The organism is Photobacterium sp. DNB23_23_1, from assembly GCF_052873815.1.
On record NZ_JBNNXT010000001.1, the window covers coordinates 136505 to 155199 of the forward strand.

The window sequence follows — 18695 nt, forward strand, 5'->3', positions numbered from 1 at the left end:
TATAAAATCAAAATTAAAACGGCTTTTCAAAAAACTTGATGTGGCTTTTCTTGGTTGATATAGTAAGCCTACATTAACGGGAACATAAACATATTGTTCAGGGCTTTGGGGCCGGGAACACACACCGAGGAAATGAGATGATTCTGAATACATTCAACCTAGAAGGTAAAGTTGCCATCGTGACGGGCTGTGACACGGGCCTTGGACAAGGTATGGCACTGGGGTTGGCCCAAGCGGGTTGTGACATTGTGGGTGTTAACATTGTTGAGCCAGCTGAAACGATTGAGAAAATCAAAGCGACTGGACGTGAATTCCTCGATGTCCGTGCCAACCTAATGAAAACTGATGATATTGCAGGCATTGTTGACCAAGCTGTTACCAAGTTTGGCAAAATTGATATTTTGGTGAATAACGCCGGTATTATCCGTCGTAATGATGCGATTGATTTTAGCGAGCAGGACTGGGATGACGTGATGAACATCAATATCAAGTCACTGTTCTTTATGTCTCAGGCGGTTGCCAAGCAGTTCATTTCTCAGGGCCATGGCGGTAAGATCGTAAATATCGCATCGATGCTTTCATTCCAAGGCGGTATCCGTGTGCCTTCGTACACGGCATCGAAAAGTGGTGTAATGGGCGTGACACGTCTGATGGCTAACGAGTGGGCGAAGCACAATATCAATGTTAATGCGATTGCCCCAGGTTACATGGCAACCAACAATACTGCGCAGCTACGTGCTGATGAGAAACGTAATGCGGAGATCCTAGAGCGTATTCCTGCTGATCGCTGGGGTGAGCCAGCTGACTTGGCAGGTCCTTGTGTGTTCCTAGCATCTGATGCTGGCTCTTATGTCAACGGCTACACACTGGCTGTTGATGGTGGCTGGCTAGCTCGCTAATTTTTAAGTGATTGTTTTAGCGGCTGTATCTCTTGTGAGATGCGGCCGTTTTTTCGTATTTGTATCTCGCCATAGTGAAAGGTGTGGTGAAACGTAAAAGAGAGTCGGAAATTGTTGAGTGAATTATCGCTAGCCCAAGCGCTCGGTTTTGTTAGCTTCGCATTGGGGATCACGGCGTTCTATCAAAAAGACGACAAAAAACTCAAAGTGTTGATGGTGATATTTAATATTAACCATATGATTCACTTTTTCTTGCTCGGTGCAGCAATTGCTAGTTTTAGTGCGCTGATTTCGGCTTTTCGAACTGCCTTGTCGGTAAAGTATCAGTCTAAGCTACTTGCGTATTTCTTCATTGTCTGTAACTTGGTTGTCGGCTTTTATTTGTCAGAACGTTGGCTAGATTTACTTCCTATTGCCGGTGCGTGTATTGGGACATATGCCCTGTTTTGCCTTGAGGGGATTAAGATGAGGTTGGCGTTCTTCGTCGGGGCTTTATGTTGGCTGAGTAACAATATAGTGGTCGGCTCGATTGGTGGTACCTTGTTGGAAGCAACGTTACTGAGTGTGAATGTGGCGACTATAATCCGGTTACGTCGCCAGCAGCGGGCTATGCCAAAATTGACTTGTTGCTCCAAATCGGAGATGCCGAGTTTGGAACAACTGGCCAATCAGCCTTAGCTAACCCTTCGCTATTTACTCACGGCCACGTTGTAAATGTTGAGGTCGTTGTTAATTATCGGCGCGAGTGGCGTCCACGCGAAGAACGCTCTTTGTGGGCAGATGCTGCTTTTGCTTGTGATTTCAAAATTGACTCAACAGTCAGTTCCATCGGCTCTTTCGGCTCAAGACCGTGAGGGAAAGTACGAGCGCGTGGTGGCATTTCAAACTCTTCGCTTGATGCACGAGGCATACGCTTAAAGCGATATAGGTAGAAATTTTCTAGCTTCTCTCGTGCCCAGTCGGTTTTTTTTAAATACTTCACGCTGCTGGCAATCGATGGCTTGGTGTTAAAGCAGTTAAAACGCATTGCCGTATCAAGAATGTCCCAACCGTAGAAGTCGACCAGCTCTTGCAGTAATGTTTCTAACTTAAGACCGTGCAATGGGTTGTTCTGTTGTAATTCAATTCTTTCGTCATCAGTCATCATAATGAGTTCCTAAGTATCTAGTTAACCAAGGCTGGTTGGGGATCTACGCGCTAGTCTTCAATCAAACACGGCAGTGTTACAAGCTCTAAACCCAGAAGGAAAGAGGGCATGGGAGTCTAACAGAGTATGCTTTTCTTCCCTATGATTATTGCAATAAATAGCCAGACAGGTACCAAGTAAGATCAAATGTACTCACGGCTAAAAGATACTGACAAACAAAAAGGCTCTGAGCATGCCCAGAGCCTTAGTCATTTCGAAAACCGTAATCTATGCGTTTTCAGTGTAATGACAAATTACTTCTCAAGAAGCGCCAGTACGTACGCTTTGATGTCTTCATCCTGGCAGTTTGCGAAGAAGCACTCTTGGAAGTGTGCGCTACCAACGGCCGTTTTAACTAGCTCTTGGTCGATGGCGCGTAGACCTTCTACGATGCCTTTTGACACTGATTTTTTCACGTCGTTAAGGATCGCTGCATTAGCTTGTTGAGGAACAACACGCTCAATTGGGTAGCCTTCGCCACGGTTGCCTGTAAACGCTTTTTCGAAGATGTAACGTACGTTTAGTTCACCAGCCCAACCAAAACCTTTAGCAAACGCTAGAGAGATAGCGTTACCGTTGTTGATTTGGTTGAAAAGGAATGCGTCAGATGGCTCTAAGCAGTAACCACAAACAACACCAGGGTGTAGGTTGCTTGCCACCATAGCGCCTTGACCAGTGCCACAACCGGTTACGACGAAATCTACAGCTTTAGAGTTGAGAAGAATGCTCGCCATGATACCTAGGTGGATGTATGTTAGATGATGGTCGTTCTCATCTGTCATACCTACGTTGAATACGTCATGACCAAGGCCACCAGCAACGTTGTTTAGTTCAGCTGCAACCATAGCGTTCTTTGCCGCTTGGCTGTTTTCCATCATTAGTGCGATTTTCATAACAATATCTCTCTGTCGTTGATATGGTAAGTATAAGATAGAGGCTTAAAAATGAAAAGGCTTTTCAAAAAAATAAAAATTAAATTATTTTAAACTGTGGTTTTGCACTGATTTACCAATTGATGCTATTGGAACCTACTGAGAATGTGCACTGCTTTTCTGCTTGGCTTGTACTAATGATTTGGTATTTCCAATTTTTTTCATTTAAATTATTGTTTTATTGCCGTTGTCATCGTTTCTGGTGCTTCGTTTAGCCGTGACTCTCTGTCTTGTCTTTACTTCAAAGAAATACGGTGCGTTTACCTTCATGCTATCTATATTTAGTGAAACATGGTTTCAATTATTTTACTTGTTTGGTGTTTGATGTAAGATATAGCCAAGCAAGTAATGCTCAGAACCATAGAAAAGGTGTTCAAATGTTTGTATTTAATAACGATGTTGTACTGGAAGATTTAGGTGAAGGTATCAGCCGTAAAATCCTGGCTCACAACGACAACATGATGTCAGTTGAAGTGCACTTCGAAGATGGTGCAATCGGTGCGCTGCATACTCATCCGCACGAGCAATTGACCTATGTCTTGTCTGGTGAGTTTGAATTTACCATTGGTAATGATACGAAAATCGTCAAAGCGGGCGATACCATGTACAAAGAGCCTGAAATTTTGCACGGCTGCCGTTGCCTGAAGGCGGGTATTTTGATTGATACCTTTACGCCAATGCGTAAGGATTTTGTAGAGGCATAACCTTTACGAAATAAAAAAAGGCCAGAGCATTGTTCATTGCTCTGGCCTTTTTATTTGAAAATTGCTTACCGAGCCAACCAACCACCATCGACGGCCATGGTAAACCCATTGACATAATTGGCGGCATCGGAGGCCAGGAAAACAGCAGGACCGGCCAAATCAGCAGGCTCACCCCAACGCTCAGCTGGAATTCGGTCTAGGATTTCTGCATTACGTTGCTCGTCAGAACGAAGTTGAGCGGTATTGTCGGTTGCCATATAGCCTGGTGCGATCGCGTTGACATTGATGTTGTGCTTAGCCCATTCGTTGGCCATCAAACGCGTGACACCCATCACGCCACTTTTCGACGCGGTGTAGGAAGGGACACGGATGCCACCCTGGAAAGATAACATTGAAGCCACGTTGATGATTTTGCCGCCATTGCCTTGGGCTATGAACTGTTTGGCAACCGCTTGGCTCAAGAAAAACGTGGTTTTGAGGTTGATGTTCATGACATCGTCCCAATCTTTCTCGCTAAAATTGATCGCATCTTCACGGCGAATGATCCCAGCATTGTTAACCAGAATATCTACCTTACCAAATTGATCTAAGGTTGTAGCTACAATGTCAGGGATATCATCTAGCTTCATTAAATTAGCGCGGATATCGATGAACTGGCGGCCTAACGCTTCGACGATTGCTTTGGTTTCCTCGCTGCCCGATGAACTAACCCCCACAATGTCACAGCCTGCCTGAGCGAGTCCTAACGTAATACCTTGTCCCAACCCTCGATTGCAACCGGTAACAATGGCAACTTTACCTTTAAGGTTAAATTCATTAAGTATCATCTAATCACCCTTTCTACATTTTATTTTTCAGCGTCTTAAAGACTAAAATAATGTTTTGCGTTGTGATAACAAATGTCGCTGACCAAGCGTTTCAGCAATGCTTCGTCGTCTGGCAATTCACCGCGTTCTACCCACTCTCCTACGAGGTTACAGAGAATACGGCGGAAGTATTCATGCCTAGGGTAGGAGAGAAAGCTTCTTGAATCCGTGAGCATGCCAACAAACCGCCCGAGTACGCCAAGGTTACCCAAGGTTTTTAGCTGGTTTACGATGCCATCTTTTTGATCGTTGAACCACCAAGCTGCACCCAGTTGAACTTTTCCGGGGCCACAGTCGCTGTCTTGGAAAGCACCGACCATTGCTCCGAGTACATAATTGTCTTTGGGGTTGAGGCAGTACAGGATAGTTTTTGGTAATGAACGGTGGTAGTCCAGCTGGCTGAGTAGCTTACCAAGATTTTGGGCAATGCAAGTATCGTCAATGGCACTGAAGCCGGTAGCGCCACCAAGTTGCTCAAAGCGGCGTTGGTTGGTGTCTTGCAGCACACCAATATGGAGCTGCATCACCCAGCCAAGATCGTAGTTTTTTTGCCCCAGATACTGGAATAGCTGGGTTTTGAATTGATTGACTTCTCTGTCTGACAAGGGCTGGCCGGAAAGTGCCTTGTTTAAAGAGCGGTCAGCATCTTCGAGTGTTGAGTCACTATAGGGAACCGTTTTAAGCCCTAGATCTGATAAGCGGCAGCCATGTTCATGGAAATAATCAAACCGTAGATCCAATGCTCGGTACAGACTTTCAATATTGTTGATTCTTAAGTCAGTCAGTGAGCTGAGTTTGGCCACCCAAGTAACAAACTTTTTGCTGTTGTCGATATTGAAGACATCGTCTGCACGGAATGTTGGCAGTACTTTTACGCTGAAACCTGATTCGGCTAAATGGCGGTGATAGCGAAGGTCGCTTAAGGGATCATCGGTTGTACAGAGTGATTCAACATTCATTCGTTCAAGTAGTTGCCGGGCAGAGAAGCCTTCTCCTTTTATTTGGTCATTGCATTGCTGCCATATTTTGTCGCAGTTATCAGGGCAGATTAGGTCAGTGACACCAAAGTAGCGCTGTAGCTCCATATGGGCCCAATGGTAAAAAGGGTTGCCAATTAAATAAGGGACCGTTTCACACCATTTTTGGAACTTTTCGTAGTCACTGGCTGTACCGGTAATGTAATGTTCATCGATACCATTGCCTCGCATCGCCCGCCACACATAATGATCATGTGATAGCCAAGCATCGGCAATAGAGTGGTAATGGATATCTTGATAAATATCTTGGGCACTTAAATGATTGTGATAGTCAATGACTGGAAGTTCTTTGGCATAGCTGTGATAGAGGTGCTGTGCAGTTGAGTTGTGAAGTAAAAAATGCTGGTCAAGAAAAGGCTTCTTCATTACTTACTCTTTAATATATATAAATGCCGCCTCAAGCAATGAAGCGGCACTATTGGTCTGTTTAAGAATTAACGCTGAGTTGCAAGATCATCCGCTGGTTGTGGCTTGATATTGGCACTTTTTTTGAGCAAGTAACCTGCTAGTAAAATGATCCCTGCGCAACACAGGAACATGAATCTTCCCCACAGTGGGTTAGGGAGTAGCGTCATTGCCAGCAGACCGGTACCCATCATGATAGTGATGGTTCCTAGTTTCTCACGCTGCATTTTGTCGAACTCGTCCTGGTTGTCGTCAGCTATGCACTCTGTTTCGACATTTTCGAAGAACTTTGTGACTTCGGCTTTTTCCTGCTCGTTCAGTGAATCCTCTTTGTAGAACAGTGTTGTCGCCCAGAAGAAGCCTGCAGTTAGGAACAGGTGAGCACCGATAGCAATCATGTTGCGCAGTTCAGAGACTTCACGTCCGGTAAATTCGATACCCATTAGCTCGCCCAGTGTGGCAGGGGTGAAGACGTTCACACATAGCCAAGAGACGAACATGCCGAATACCACTGTTCCCCATGCTGCCCAGCGAGGCGTCTTCTTGATGAACATACCCATGAACAATGGAACAAGGATTGGCGACGAAGCCAGTGTTGATACTGTCATCATCAACTCAAATAGGCTCAGCTCTTTTAGGTTAGCAAATAGCTGGGCAACAAGAATGACGATAATGCCGTTGACGATACAGGTGATTTGACCAACACGTAGCTGTGATTTCTCGCTACCTGGGTTGTTTTTGCGGACGATAGGGGTCCAGAAGCTGCGAACAAAGATACCGGAGTTACGGTTCAGTGCGGAGTCCATTGAAGACATGGTTGCGGCGAAGATACCGGCAACAAGAAGGCCGACTGTACCTGCTGGCATGGTGTTTTCTGCAAACACAAGATATACCGCATCGGAGGCTTTACCGCCAAGAGCGGCATACTGGGTAGCTGCTTCAGGATAAAGGATGGCAGACGCCCATGGTGGAATGAACCAAATCAAGCTACCCACAGCCATTAGCACCATCGCCATTAGCGCAGCTTTGCTGGCGTTGTTGGAATCTTTAGCATTCAAGAAGCGGTAAGAATCCTGCATGTTATTGATATTTTGAACTTGCTTAACGAAGAAGAACAGGAAAGTACCAACAATAATCAGCGGGTAGTTCATGTCCGGCCCCATGACAAAGCCGGATGGGAAGTTGGTGACGATCTCACCGGGCCCACCTACCGCAACGAGTGCAACAATGGCACAGGCAACAGAAATAACCGCGACAACCATGGTCTGAACAAAGTCAGAGGCAACAACACCCCAAGCGCCTGATAGCAGAGAAATAGCCAATACTGCCAGACCTGTCAGCCAGATAGTCGTGGTCATATCAAAGCCAAATGCCGCACCGACAAAGACAGACAAACCGTTTAGCCATACACCAGCATTCAAAATACTGAGTGGAATAATAGCCCAGGTGAAGAACTGTTCGTTGGTACTACCAAAGCGGTTACGAATTGCTTGTGTTGGTGTGTCAACGCGGGTTTGACGGAAGCGCTTAGCAAACCAAAGGTATGATACGCCATAAGCCAGCACGTTACCGATGAATACCGCGGCAGCCAACATGCCATCATTGAAGCCTTTACCTGCTGCACCTGTGAACGTCCAGGCACTGAATTGGGTCATGAAAGCGGTGGAACCCACCATCCACCATAACATTCGGCCTCCCCCCCGGAAGTAGTCGCTTGAAGAGTTACTGGCCATTTTTTTAAAGGCGAGGCTGATGAAAATCATCAACATAAAGTACCCACCTATTACCATAATCTCTATATTCATAGTGCTCTCTTAGGTTTGCCAATCATCACATAGGATGGTTGGTCTGTTGCTATTCATAGTCCAAAACTGATGGGAGGCAGTTTATGTATTATCCGTTGCTAATTCCGTGATCAAAATCACTTTCGTAAAAAAATGAAACGCTATTTCTTTTTGTTGTTTTGTGGTTAAAAGTGAGAAATATTTGGTTTTCCAGAACAGAAGCTTGCCGTAAATTTTGGCAGCCATGGGTTTGCTTGACTGTCATTGAGTGATTGTCAAAATTGTGAGCTTGTTTGGTTTTTTCATGTTTTCTACTAACAAGTCTCATCTCATGTGTATAATTAAAACAACGGTTCATAAAAAATGAGTTAGCAATGCTTCAATTTACAAGTGATGAGATGGCAAAGGTCAAGAGCAAGGATTGTTCAGCAATCATTGATAGCCTGATTTCAAGTAACCATACCATTATGACGTCTGACACCCTTGTTCCGCCGGACTCTCGTGCAACATGGAACTTGTATTACTTCTGTCCCGAGCATGGCGTTCGTCTTGACTGGCAAAGAAACAGTCCCTGCGAACACCGCTGTTCCGTTGACGGTAAGGTGTATACTGGCGAACCTTATGATGGGGCATGGTGGCGCGGTCTTAATGGTTTGAATTCAAAAGCCTGTAATGAATTGGGTTTGCTGTGGCACTTAACCGGTGAGCAAAAATACGTCGATAAAGTTCGTGATATCCTGATGGGGTATGCCGATCATTACCCAGATTATGAAGAACACGGCGGTATTCCCTACAATGGGCCGGGTAAGGCAAATGCCCAGACGCTGTGTGAAGCAAATTGCCATATGGATTTTGCCCGCGGTTATGATTTTGTCCGTGAGGCTTTAACCGCTGAAGAGCGGGCTCATATTGAGCAGAATTTATTGCGTGAAGGCGCTGAGTTCATGATGCTGCATCGCAGCGATCAGCTACATAACCATGAAATGAAGATCAGCTCGACCATTGGGGTCATTGGCTTATTGTTGGATGAGCAACGATTTATCGATTTTGCTGTTAATAGCCCATACGGTCTTCGCTATCAGTTGGACCACGGCATTATCGGCGAAGGCTTGTGGTTCGAAGGCTCGATCCATTACCATTATTATGCCCTGCAGGCGTTGATGGGCTATGAGATGATGGCTCGAGGTAGCCAGCATTCACTGAAGGAGCACCCTAGCTTTTTCCAAATGCTCGCTTTCCCGTTGAAATTAATACAAATTGATGGCCGTTTTCCACGCTTGAATGACTGTATTGCTGGTCAAGAGATGCTAACTCATTCGCACTTATTCGAGTATGCATACAGCGAATTCAAACATCCGCTATTTGCTTCGGCATTACAGAGCATTTATCAAAATAAAAGCCGCGATAATATTGACGCTTTACTGTATGGGGTGGATGTGCTGCCGGATGCAGAACCATTAGTAACTCAACCTATCCATGCTCCGGGTGTTGGCTTGACGATTTGCAAAGACGACACTCGAAATAACATGCTGCTGGTGAAGCACACACCATATGGTGGTGAGCATGACCATTATGATCGCTTGGGGATTATCCTTTGTCGTGATGGTAAAGAAATCCTACCTGATCTCGGTACTACCGGATACGGCGCTGAGCTTCATTACGGGTATTATAAAAATACAGTGACCCACAACACTTTGGCGGTTAACCAGAAAAACCAGCCGCCGGCTATCCCTGAAGTGCTCAGTTTTGAGCAGAAAGATGACGTTACTTGCCTTGATACTGTCGTTGATTGGTCCAAAATGCATCCAGGTTTGGACAGTCATACCTTGGTACATTGGGATGAAGATGCGTACCGTGATGTTCGTTTCCGCCGCAGCGTGATCTGGTTGGGTAATGCCGCTATTGAAATTAATCAGGTGGACAATCCATATGCCCAGCAGTTGGATCTAATTTGGCATGTTCGCGGAGAGCATCAAGTAAATCTGTCGGCGGTTGAGTGTGATAATCCATTAAACGGGCCGCTCGCTCGAATGACTGAATGTCAGCTCCAATCAGTCTCTGGTATAACAGCTCAGCAGTTTGATATCAAAGGTGAAGCGCCGTATCAATGTTTTGTTGCTGCGGATGGCGCATTGCTGACAGGTCAGGCGCCGGATAATCCTGCCACCAGTAATTTGTCGTATATGTTATTGAGAAGCAAGAAAACACATTATAAAGCAGTCGTGATCCATGATCTTGATAGCCAACAGCCACTCGACAGTGTCGATGTACAATGGGTAGGCGATAGCGTTTATATTAGTCTTAGCCGTGGTGGAAATTTGCAGTCAATAAAAGTGGCCTTATCAGCGAGTGGCATTGAATATCAGTCATCGCATTGTGCTTCGTAGCCAGCTGATGGGCTTGGAGCCGGAACTAAGTATGGTCATGATCACTACTTTACTCGAGTGATGCTTTTCTATTTCGTTTTAGGAGTTTGATACCAATTTGGATAAGTCGTTGATCAAGTATTTGCACTGGAAAAATCGTTGTTAACAAGGCAGATATTGCAGTAACTAGTTGCTCTAATTATAAAATATCTAACGCAGAGAACTGCGATTTTAACTAGCAAGACTGATCAAATATTTATGTAGGTTGGTATGAATCATAGATTGGCTTGTTGCGCTCTTGCCCCCTATTTGGGGGAGCATTTTAGGATGATTTAATTCAACTTTTGTTGAGTTAAAAGTGGCGTTACATTTCAGATTTCCTCGGGTTATAGTGTCACAGGTATACTTGGATTGAGGCGTCACATTTTCCATTTTTTATATAATATTGTTTTAAATGTGTTTTTTTATTCGTTATAACGAAGTTGTTATGAGACTGATTGTTATTCATGTGCTTCAGTATAATCAACAGGAAATGGAATTCATGATTATTACAATAAAATAAACAAGTATTAACTCAAATATTTTTTTCAATTATAAAATTATATGATAAATTGCTTTCAAGATTTGAGAGCATCAAATTGCGAATAAAAGATCATTCTCCTTAGAACGGGGGAGAGTGGTTTAAAGGTCTACTACTGCACTTGTGTGATTGAGACCGACTGGGGAAGCCCAGTTGATATCCTGATTGGAACCCTGGATATTAGGAACGGGAAACGGCCCTGAGCGAAAGCTCAGGGCCGTTTTTTCTTGTCTGGTCAAATATCAGAGCAATGTGTAGGTACGGCTTATACCAAAAATACTAAACAAATTTTTTGCAGATTGGTATTAAGTATTAGCAGTATTGTAACGGCGGTTTCGTCCTGACCAAACCGTCGTGTCAGCCAAATCTTCAATTGGGTTTTCTTCCCTAACTCGACTTCTTCTTCGGCGGTGAAGACTGCCCTGCGTATTCTTTTGGTAGTGGCTGCTAAGCTGCCGGAGGCTCTTGATATCAGATAATTTCATCGTTCTCTCCATAAACAGATACTGATACCAGCATAGTGTTTTTACCTGAATAGAAGTTGACGTAAATGCTCAATTAGTTGCATTTACCGATTAAGATCTGACACTTTGTTCATTTGTGTGATGTATGCAGTATGTTCGGGTACATTGAATGTTGAAAAGCTCTTTTTCGTGCAAGAGTAAAATATTTTGTTTTGCCTGTGCTGGTGGTTTTTCTATTGGATGAAAATGTTTCCGGTTGTTGACGTCACCACTTTTTATTGTTTTATTACATGAAAACATTAAATTAATTTGAACCGGGTCACACTTAAGGGTAGTGTTTGGTCGTTCCTTGGCAATGAATTACACAGTGTGATGGCAAAATGATTGAAATGTTAGCAATCCCCCAAATTTTACTGGCTCGCCTAAAAGCGGATGAGCAGAAGGCAAAGCAACAGCAGGACGCCAAACAGCAGGAAGCTAAGCAATAAGACGACAATAAATCGCAGGCCCTTCAGTGGGGTGGCTGTCGAGACAGAGTTAAATAAAAAAGCGGGTCATGAAAATGAGCCGCTTTTTTATTGTGTTATTCGTTATTTAACAAGAGTAAATCTAGTTCGGAAACATACTCACGGTAACCAGCCTCCCACCTTTGGGTGGCCAAGTTTTCATGCTTGGTATTGAGACACTGGCCTGTGTAGTGCTCCCCTTGCTTACCATGTTTATAGGTTTTGTAGGGTAGGCAGTAATCTTCAATACCTTGTTGGTAACCCAGGCGATAATCGTTGATAGCGCCTTCAGGCATTTCACTGAGTCTATTCAGTTCGGCCTCGGTGCGAACCAAGCGGCCATTTTTACCGTCTTTAACACCAATCATTTTCCATTGGTTTTTTTGAGCCAGTTCTGTGTCATAAGACTGACCGGTGCAGGCCGCTAAGCCGAGGACAGCTACAAGTAAAACTAGGTGTTTCATCGTCTACCTCCGCAAGCAAGTGTGAAAGTGATCCCGCTAGCGCAAATAGATAGGCTATCTGACTGCTGGGCAGGTCTTACACTTCAAGTATAAATCCTTATGAAAAAACGGGCATAAAAGCCCGTTTTTTATTGTGGTCTAACTGTTAGATAGCAACCGGGAGGGGGCTGTGCGAGGCCAGTAATAGCCGAGGTAGTTCCAACCAACCCAAAGTACGAGACCTGTCGCAACGATCATTTCAAAAATACCCAATCGTTCGAGCCATGACCAATGTGGATAATAGATGGCAAACCAGTCCGTAAGACGCTCAAGTGCAACGGCGCTGATCACCGAAGGGAAGGTGACTGCGGCCAATGACGGTTGAAAGCGTTGCTTAAGTAAATTGAAATAGCACAGGTAAACCAAGATAGTCATGGTGATACCTATTCCCGCTAAAGCACCGGTCAAGACTGGGTCCGGCTCACTGACATTCAACAGATAAGCGGTCAACGAAAGGTTGACAGGGGCTGCCATGATAGCGAGCGTCGGTCGGGCTGGTCTTGGCAGTCGTCCAGCAAAGCATAAACGGTAGAGCACGACAGGTAACATAAGGAAGTAAATGGCGATACAGGCATCTGTCATGGCCAAAGCGAAATCGTGGTGGCCAAGCTGTGGGCCAGCCAAGGTACCGCTAATTGCCCCTACAGGGTAGAGGAACCAGCTTGGGTACATATTAGTTAATCGAAAGTTTTTGATTTGGCAGAAAAAGAAGAACCCCATCATAAACATATGCAAGGCCAGTGCGGGGTACCAAAGAAAGCGAGCGACTTCAACATGGAGCGAAGATAGGTAGTCGGATAAGACCAGCAAGGTCATCGACATCGGCGCCATTAAGCTCCCATAGAGTGGGTGGCGGAGGTCCTGGATAAAACGCTTAGGGTTGAACAAGTACTTAAGAACCACGGGGATCAGCAGCATAGCACCGATCAGAGCACCTATACCGCGATACCAATCGGCATGCTCAGGGAAGTACAGTGACCAGGCAAGGCCCGTTCCCATTGAGGCTAAAGCCAACGCGGCTTGGGCCGTAGGAATGTGTATCAAAGCATTGGTTAATGCTGTCATTGAGTTATAAAAACCTTCGTTGAACATAAAACAGATTGGAGAAGGAAGCATTCTACAACAGTTTGGCAGTGAGATTACGGGGGATGGATCAAAACAGAGTTTGGACTCGGTCACATTTTGGTCGAAGATTTGGTAAATCAGGTTTGCTAAAAGTGGAATTTAGTACCATATTTAGTTTGTGACCTGTAAATGAGCTGATTTATATTTAGCTTCTGGAGGAATGAGCTGTTTTCGTACATGTGGCTCAAGGGTACAGGAAGCAGGTTGATGTGAATCAACCACACTAAGCGTCGGTATTGCTTAGTTTACAATTTGGTTAAGTGACAAAAAAACAAAGTACTTCTTCGTCAAACACTAAAGATGTCCGATTTAAATTTGTGACTATATCGGATACGGCATACTCAACGTAATGAGTGGCGAAGCCTCAAGTTGTATTTCAATCAACGCTCTATGTGTGCTGTGTAGGTAGACTGGAGCAACAGAATAGTGATAAAACTAAGCCGCACTGCAATGGTGCGGCTTTTATTTTGCAGCTAAAAAATATCGCTATTTCATTGAAAATGCTAACCTGCTGTTTTTAAACGTCTGTTTAATGTTATCCACAAAAACAGTGGGTAACTTTATGGTAAATTCCTTCTGTATTGATTGTTTCGTCAGCATTTGTTCAATTGGTGATGGGGTTACCGGATATCATAACGTTTATTTGATATTTTTAATTCGTAAAAGGAATTATAAATATCAAGAGGTTAACCATGATCAGCCCGTTCAACTCTTTGACCATACGCCAAACTTTACTCATTACCTTCGTTATCCCCACTTTACTGCTGCTGTCTGTGATTGGTTGGCAAACCCATCAATTAATGGATAAACGCTCTCAAGCCGATATCGCTCAGGAAACCGTCGCCTTATTTCATCTTTATGATGAGGTGGCCCATCAGTTTGCGGTTGAACGTGGATTAACTGCGGGTGTGATCGGTAGTAAAGGGGTGGGCCCTCAGGTGCAAGCCTTAAGAAAACAAAGAACTCTTGCGGACAATGCTTATCAGTCATTACTGGCATTCACCCCCGAGTATTTGGATAGCCAAGCCGTTGAACCGCTGTTGGGAGCGGTTCGTTCGCAATTGGATAAGCGCCAAGTAATCCGACAGCAAGTCGATACGTTGCAGCTGGTTGACTCCCCGTTTGCCTATTACTCAAATATTAATCGGTTGGCACTGGATAACCTCTCGATATTGTTAGCACAAATAAGCAATGCTGAGCTCAAGCAAGAGATGCAGGGCTTGCTGCAGTTGCTGATCACCAAAGAGCAGGCAGGAATGGCACGTGGGGCACTCAATGGAGTATTCGCTAGCCAGCAATCAAGCCTCGACCGTTATGCGCAAATCCAGGGATATATCAACGACGAAGCTTATGCGATCCGTCAAGCTCGCTTACTGCTAGGCGGGAAAAATTATCAGCAACTTGAAACCATCATACGTTCAAATACTTGGCAGCAAGTGATGAGCATTCAACAGCAGTTTTTAGCCCAGAAAGCATCACTGTCTGCTATTGAAGGCCCTAGTGCACCGAACTGGTTTGGGTTAGCCACAGAGCGAATTGCCGCAGTCAAAGGCCTACGTGATCAGATGGCCGCTGAATTAACGGCCAACGTGCAAGCTGAAAAGCAAGGTGTTGCTAATCAATTGTGTTTTTTTTCTGGCCTCGTTGCACTCATTATTCTTCCTTTGATTTTGTTCACCATTTTTTCTATCAAACGGTTAGCTCAGCGTGTCACTGCTTTTTCAGACAAACTATCAACGATGGCGGCAACGAAAGATCTAACCATTCGCCTTGCTGATAGTCGCGATGATGAAATTGGGAAGATCGGTAAGAAGCTGGATAGATTGTCGGATAGCGTAAGCGATACGCTTTACAAGGCCCATAGTGTCGCGTGCCAAACCCAGCAAGAGATGGCAGAGATGGTGAAGTTAATTGCACTGGCAAGCACGGACAGTCAGCAAACTCATACCCGTTGTGACAGTATTGCTACCGCAATGACCGAAATGGCACAAACCAGTGAACAGGTTGCCGGTATTACCAATGATGCGCAACACAGTACCGAATTGGCTCGTGCAAGTGCGGACTCGAGCTATGCCCAAAGTGAACAATCACAACAGACGACCTCGCGGCTGCTAGATAGTGTCAATGAGACGTATCAGTGCATAGAAACTCTTGAACAGCAGATGAAAGGGGTGACCGTTATTCTTGATACGATCAACGCTATTTCTGAGCAAACCAATTTATTGGCACTGAATGCAGCGATTGAAGCTGCAAGAGCGGGTGATCAAGGTAGGGGGTTTGCCGTCGTCGCGGATGAAGTGAGAACCTTGGCCCAGCGGAGTAAAACATCCACTGAAGATATTCGCCAGCTACTCGACGGTATTACCCAGAATGCTAAAGCGTCATACACTAATATGCAGCAAAGTCGTGAGGCCACGATGGAAACTCAGGAAGTGGTCTCTGAAGCTAAATTATTGGTAGAAGGGCTGATTGGTAACGTTAATGAAATTGCCGAGTTCAATATTGGTATAGCGACGGCAGCGAGTCAGCAATCCCAAACAGCTAAAAGCGTGGATGCCGATATTGATGGTTTGCTGGAACTGGCCGGCAATACCATGAAGGCAATAGCGGATATTCACAATGAGATGAATATGATCAAGCAGCGCATGGTGGAGCTGTCATCAGAAGTCGATAAGTTCCACATCCATACTGCGAGCGCGTAGGTGTTGGCGTAAGGTTTGATGATCATCAGGGGCGGTTTTGCCCCTGATTATTGTAGGTAATACCAATCTGGATAAGTCGTTGATCAAATATTTATGTAGGTTGGTATAAGCTGCTACTTCAGAGTGACTCTATAATACCGCTGCATTTGGCTCGATAAGCGTTTCAAAGAATAGGCATAAGTTCAGCACGCCATGCCGTAATTTAACTCAACCGCTTTTCCCACCATTCACGAGCCATCGATAGCGCTTGTTCCTGTTCGCTACAAATGCCGATCATCTTCAGCACAATTGCTAAGGTCGAAATCACCGCATATTCACCGTAATGGTTTTCTGCCTCACCAAGCCAGACTTTCTGCAAGAACTCCCCACTGATCTCGCCGTGTTTACCAGAGGCGCCTTCCAAGTAAGTCGGCCACTCTTCAGTAAATAACTGGCCTTGGGTGACACCTGATAAACGGCATGCGGTACGTGGACTGCGCTCACTCTCACCACCTTCGCCTTTGAAGGCGACCATGTTGTTGTCTCCCACTAATTGGGCGGCTTCGGCGTGGAGTTGCTCATAGCCCTGATGGAAAATGCCATGAATCGCATACGGTGCAGCCGTTGGGTTGAGTGCCCGGGCTACGGTGTTGAGCGGGGTTCTAAGCCCCACTAACTTACGCAATGCCAATAAGTCGATGAGTGGCTCGCAATAGCTTGAAAGCGGGATATAGCAAATATTCTCTTCGGCAAGGATCCGTCTCGCTTCATCCGGTGTCGCGGCCTGCTGGATACTCAGTGCAGGACATGCACTTTCAACCTGATATTTGATCGCGTCAATAGCCATATGACCGCTTAGCATGACACGGATGCCATTTTGCGCGAGTAGTTTGGCAGCGAGCAAGAGCCAAGGTGGTTGGCGGCGTTTACCGGCAAAGCATGGCCAGTCAACATCGACATCGAGCTCACGCCAGTCTGCTGAGATCCGGCCACGTAGAGATTGAATGTACCCAGCGGCTTCTTCGCTCGTTTCGCAGCGGACCCGTTGCAGCATCAGCAGGGTGGCCAGTTGCAATAACTCGGCTTTGCCGTCGAGGTACATATCCAGCGCTTCACGCGCTTCGTCTTGGGTGAGCGAGCGACGGCCCTTTTCTCCGCGGCCAACGTGTTTAATAAATTCTGAAAAAGCAGTCATGGTGTCTTCCGTGTCAATGTGCTCAAGTATATTAACACTAAGTTAATAAATTTATTCATATAATGAAACAGGATTGTCGTCCGGGTATTTCTACACTTTCGTCAGTGCTTGCCTACACTTATTTCTGGAAACTAAGTAATAGCGCAGTCAATAAGGATGAGTGTGATGAATAAACGTATGACGTTAGGAGTGTTGCTGGCAGTGATGTCTCTAGGGGCAAATGCAACTGAAGGTCGGGCGATAGAGTACAAGGTTAATGATGAGGCCTATGAGGGATACTATATATCGCCATCTGAGGAGGCGCCATTAGTGTTGCTTATTCACGACTGGGATGGTTTGACTGACTATGAAGTCAAGCGAGCTCAGATGCTGGCAGAACAAGGCTATGCGGTGTTTGCTGCTGATTTGTTTGGTGCTGGGATCAGGCCGACCGAAGTGAAAGATAAGCGTCAGCATACCGGAGAGCTCTACAAAGACCGACAGAAAATGCGTGATTTGATGAATGGTGCGCTACAAATGGCGGACTCGCTGGGGGCCAATACCGATAAGTCAGTAGCGCTGGGTTATTGCTTTGGCGGCGCGGCTGTACTTGAGTTGGCTCGTTCTGGCTCCGACATGAAAGGTTTTGCCACCTTCCATGGTGGGTTGAAGACTCCGGAAGGTCAGGATTATTCAAAAGCAAACGGTAATATTTTAGTCCTTCATGGGGCTGCGGATGCCGCGATCTCGATGTCCGACTTTGCGGTGTTATCAGGTGAATTGGAAAAAGCCGGCGTGAGCAATGAAATGATTGTGTACAGCGGTGCACCACATGCTTTCACTGTCTATGGCTCAGATAACTACCGTCAGGATGCCGATTTTAAATCGTGGCAGCGTTTCCTAACTTACCTTGATGATGTTGAGTGGTAGTAAGTAATTAACCTCAATAAAATAATAACTTACAAATTATTATCTGATATGTTAAAGCCAGCACAATGTTAGCTGGCTTTTTGCTTTTTTGAACCTTTGCTATGAACCACAGTCAGAAAAGCAGCGATTTTGACCAACAAGACTGATCAAATATTTTTGTAGGTTGTTATTAAATATAAGGATGATGAATATGCTCTATGTCACGACCCCTGAGGTTTACGGCCGCGAAATTAAGGAAGTTCTAGGTACTGTCACTGGCAACGTGGTGCAGTCCAAGCATGTTGGCCGCGATATCATGGCGGGTTTCAAGACTATCTTCGGCGGTGAAATCCGCGGCTATACTGAGATGCTGACCGAAGCCCGGCAGGAGGCGACTCAGCGCGCGATAGCCGAAGCGGAAGCATTAGGTGCCGATGCGATAGTGAATGTCCGTTTTACCACGAGTGCAATTATGCAGGGCGCATCAGAAATCTTGGTTTACGGCACGGCGGTGAAGCTTAAATAGAAGCACCACCAAGCTGACAGGCTTGATGGTGCATTTTCAGTTATTGCT

General features: G+C 45.3%; 15 protein-coding genes. 7 read left to right on the plus strand and 8 right to left on the minus strand.

What is annotated here, in order from left to right; genetic code table 11:
• Window positions 1-137: 137 nt before the first annotated feature.
• Together kduD (ACVA53_RS00540) and ACVA53_RS00545 are read left to right on the plus strand one after the other, a co-directional pair.
• Window positions 138-899, plus strand: coding sequence for a 2-dehydro-3-deoxy-D-gluconate 5-dehydrogenase KduD (kduD, locus tag ACVA53_RS00540; RefSeq protein ID WP_446504252.1), 762 nt, complete (start codon window positions 138-140; stop codon window positions 897-899).
• 111 nt (window positions 900-1010) lie between these two features.
• Entirely contained in the window at window positions 1011-1577 is a 567-nt protein-coding gene (locus tag ACVA53_RS00545; protein ID WP_446504253.1) for a YgjV family protein, read from the plus strand.
• Window positions 1578-1632: 55 nt separating this feature from the next.
• Here the strand turns inward: ACVA53_RS00545 and ACVA53_RS00550 are convergent, their stop codons facing one another.
• Window positions 1633-2043: a VF530 family protein gene (locus ACVA53_RS00550; protein ID WP_446504388.1), complete on the minus strand. Its 411-nt coding sequence runs from the start codon at window positions 2041-2043 to the stop codon at window positions 1633-1635.
• Between the two features lie 296 nt (window positions 2044-2339).
• The gene (locus ACVA53_RS00555) at window positions 2340-2978 is read right to left on the minus strand and encodes an RpiB/LacA/LacB family sugar-phosphate isomerase (RefSeq protein ID WP_255045111.1); all 639 of its coding nucleotides are present in this window, start codon (window positions 2976-2978) and stop codon (window positions 2340-2342) included.
• Window positions 2979-3394: 416 nt separating this feature from the next.
• Here ACVA53_RS00555 and ACVA53_RS00560 point away from each other — a divergent pair, with 416 nt between their 5' ends.
• Window positions 3395-3721, plus strand: coding sequence for a cupin domain-containing protein (locus ACVA53_RS00560; protein ID WP_107349286.1), 327 nt, complete (start codon window positions 3395-3397; stop codon window positions 3719-3721).
• Between the two features lie 65 nt (window positions 3722-3786).
• Here the strand turns inward: ACVA53_RS00560 and kduD (ACVA53_RS00565) are convergent, their stop codons facing one another.
• The 3 genes from kduD (ACVA53_RS00565) to ACVA53_RS00575 all read right to left on the minus strand — a co-directional run bounded on the left by kduD (ACVA53_RS00565) (window position 3787) and on the right by ACVA53_RS00575 (window position 7834).
• On the minus strand, window positions 3787-4548 hold the full coding sequence (gene kduD, locus ACVA53_RS00565) for a 2-dehydro-3-deoxy-D-gluconate 5-dehydrogenase KduD (RefSeq protein WP_446504254.1): 762 nt from the start codon (window positions 4546-4548) through the stop codon (window positions 3787-3789).
• A gap of 35 nt (window positions 4549-4583) precedes the next feature.
• Window positions 4584-5990 carry a glucuronate isomerase gene (uxaC, locus tag ACVA53_RS00570; RefSeq protein WP_446504255.1) on the minus strand — a complete coding sequence of 469 codons (1407 nt, stop codon included), beginning with the start codon at window positions 5988-5990 and terminating at the stop codon, window positions 4584-4586.
• A gap of 68 nt (window positions 5991-6058) precedes the next feature.
• Entirely contained in the window at window positions 6059-7834 is a 1776-nt protein-coding gene (locus ACVA53_RS00575; protein WP_446504256.1) for a sodium:solute symporter family transporter, read from the minus strand.
• A gap of 353 nt (window positions 7835-8187) precedes the next feature.
• On the opposite strand from ACVA53_RS00575, the gene ACVA53_RS00580 reads away from it, so the two are divergent.
• Window positions 8188-10200 carry a heparinase II/III domain-containing protein gene (locus ACVA53_RS00580; RefSeq protein ID WP_446504257.1) on the plus strand — a complete coding sequence of 671 codons (2013 nt, stop codon included), beginning with the start codon at window positions 8188-8190 and terminating at the stop codon, window positions 10198-10200.
• Between the two features lie 1606 nt (window positions 10201-11806).
• Here ACVA53_RS00580 and ACVA53_RS00585 read toward each other — a convergent pair.
• Together ACVA53_RS00585 and ACVA53_RS00590 are read right to left on the minus strand one after the other, a co-directional pair.
• Window positions 11807-12193, minus strand: coding sequence for a DUF2799 domain-containing protein (locus ACVA53_RS00585; protein ID WP_446504258.1), 387 nt, complete (start codon window positions 12191-12193; stop codon window positions 11807-11809).
• A gap of 138 nt (window positions 12194-12331) precedes the next feature.
• Window positions 12332-13297, minus strand: coding sequence for a TDT family transporter (locus tag ACVA53_RS00590; RefSeq protein ID WP_255045199.1), 966 nt, complete (start codon window positions 13295-13297; stop codon window positions 12332-12334).
• Window positions 13298-14049: 752 nt separating this feature from the next.
• Between ACVA53_RS00590 and ACVA53_RS00595 the strand changes: the two genes are divergently transcribed.
• Window positions 14050-16059 carry a methyl-accepting chemotaxis protein gene (locus ACVA53_RS00595; protein WP_446504259.1) on the plus strand — a complete coding sequence of 670 codons (2010 nt, stop codon included), beginning with the start codon at window positions 14050-14052 and terminating at the stop codon, window positions 16057-16059.
• A gap of 202 nt (window positions 16060-16261) precedes the next feature.
• Here the strand turns inward: ACVA53_RS00595 and ACVA53_RS00600 are convergent, their stop codons facing one another.
• Window positions 16262-17263 (minus strand): glycosyl transferase family protein, encoded by a 1002-nt coding sequence (locus tag ACVA53_RS00600; protein ID WP_446504389.1) that lies wholly within the window; start codon window positions 17261-17263, stop codon window positions 16262-16264.
• A 135-nt stretch (window positions 17264-17398) separates the two neighbouring features.
• On the opposite strand from ACVA53_RS00600, the gene ACVA53_RS00605 reads away from it, so the two are divergent.
• Entirely contained in the window at window positions 17399-18142 is a 744-nt protein-coding gene (locus ACVA53_RS00605; protein ID WP_446504260.1) for a dienelactone hydrolase family protein, read from the plus strand.
• A gap of 190 nt (window positions 18143-18332) precedes the next feature.
• Window positions 18333-18647, plus strand: a complete 315-nt coding sequence (locus ACVA53_RS00610) for a heavy metal-binding domain-containing protein (RefSeq protein WP_446504261.1) — start codon at window positions 18333-18335, stop codon at window positions 18645-18647.
• The last annotated feature ends 48 nt before the right edge of the window (window positions 18648-18695 follow it).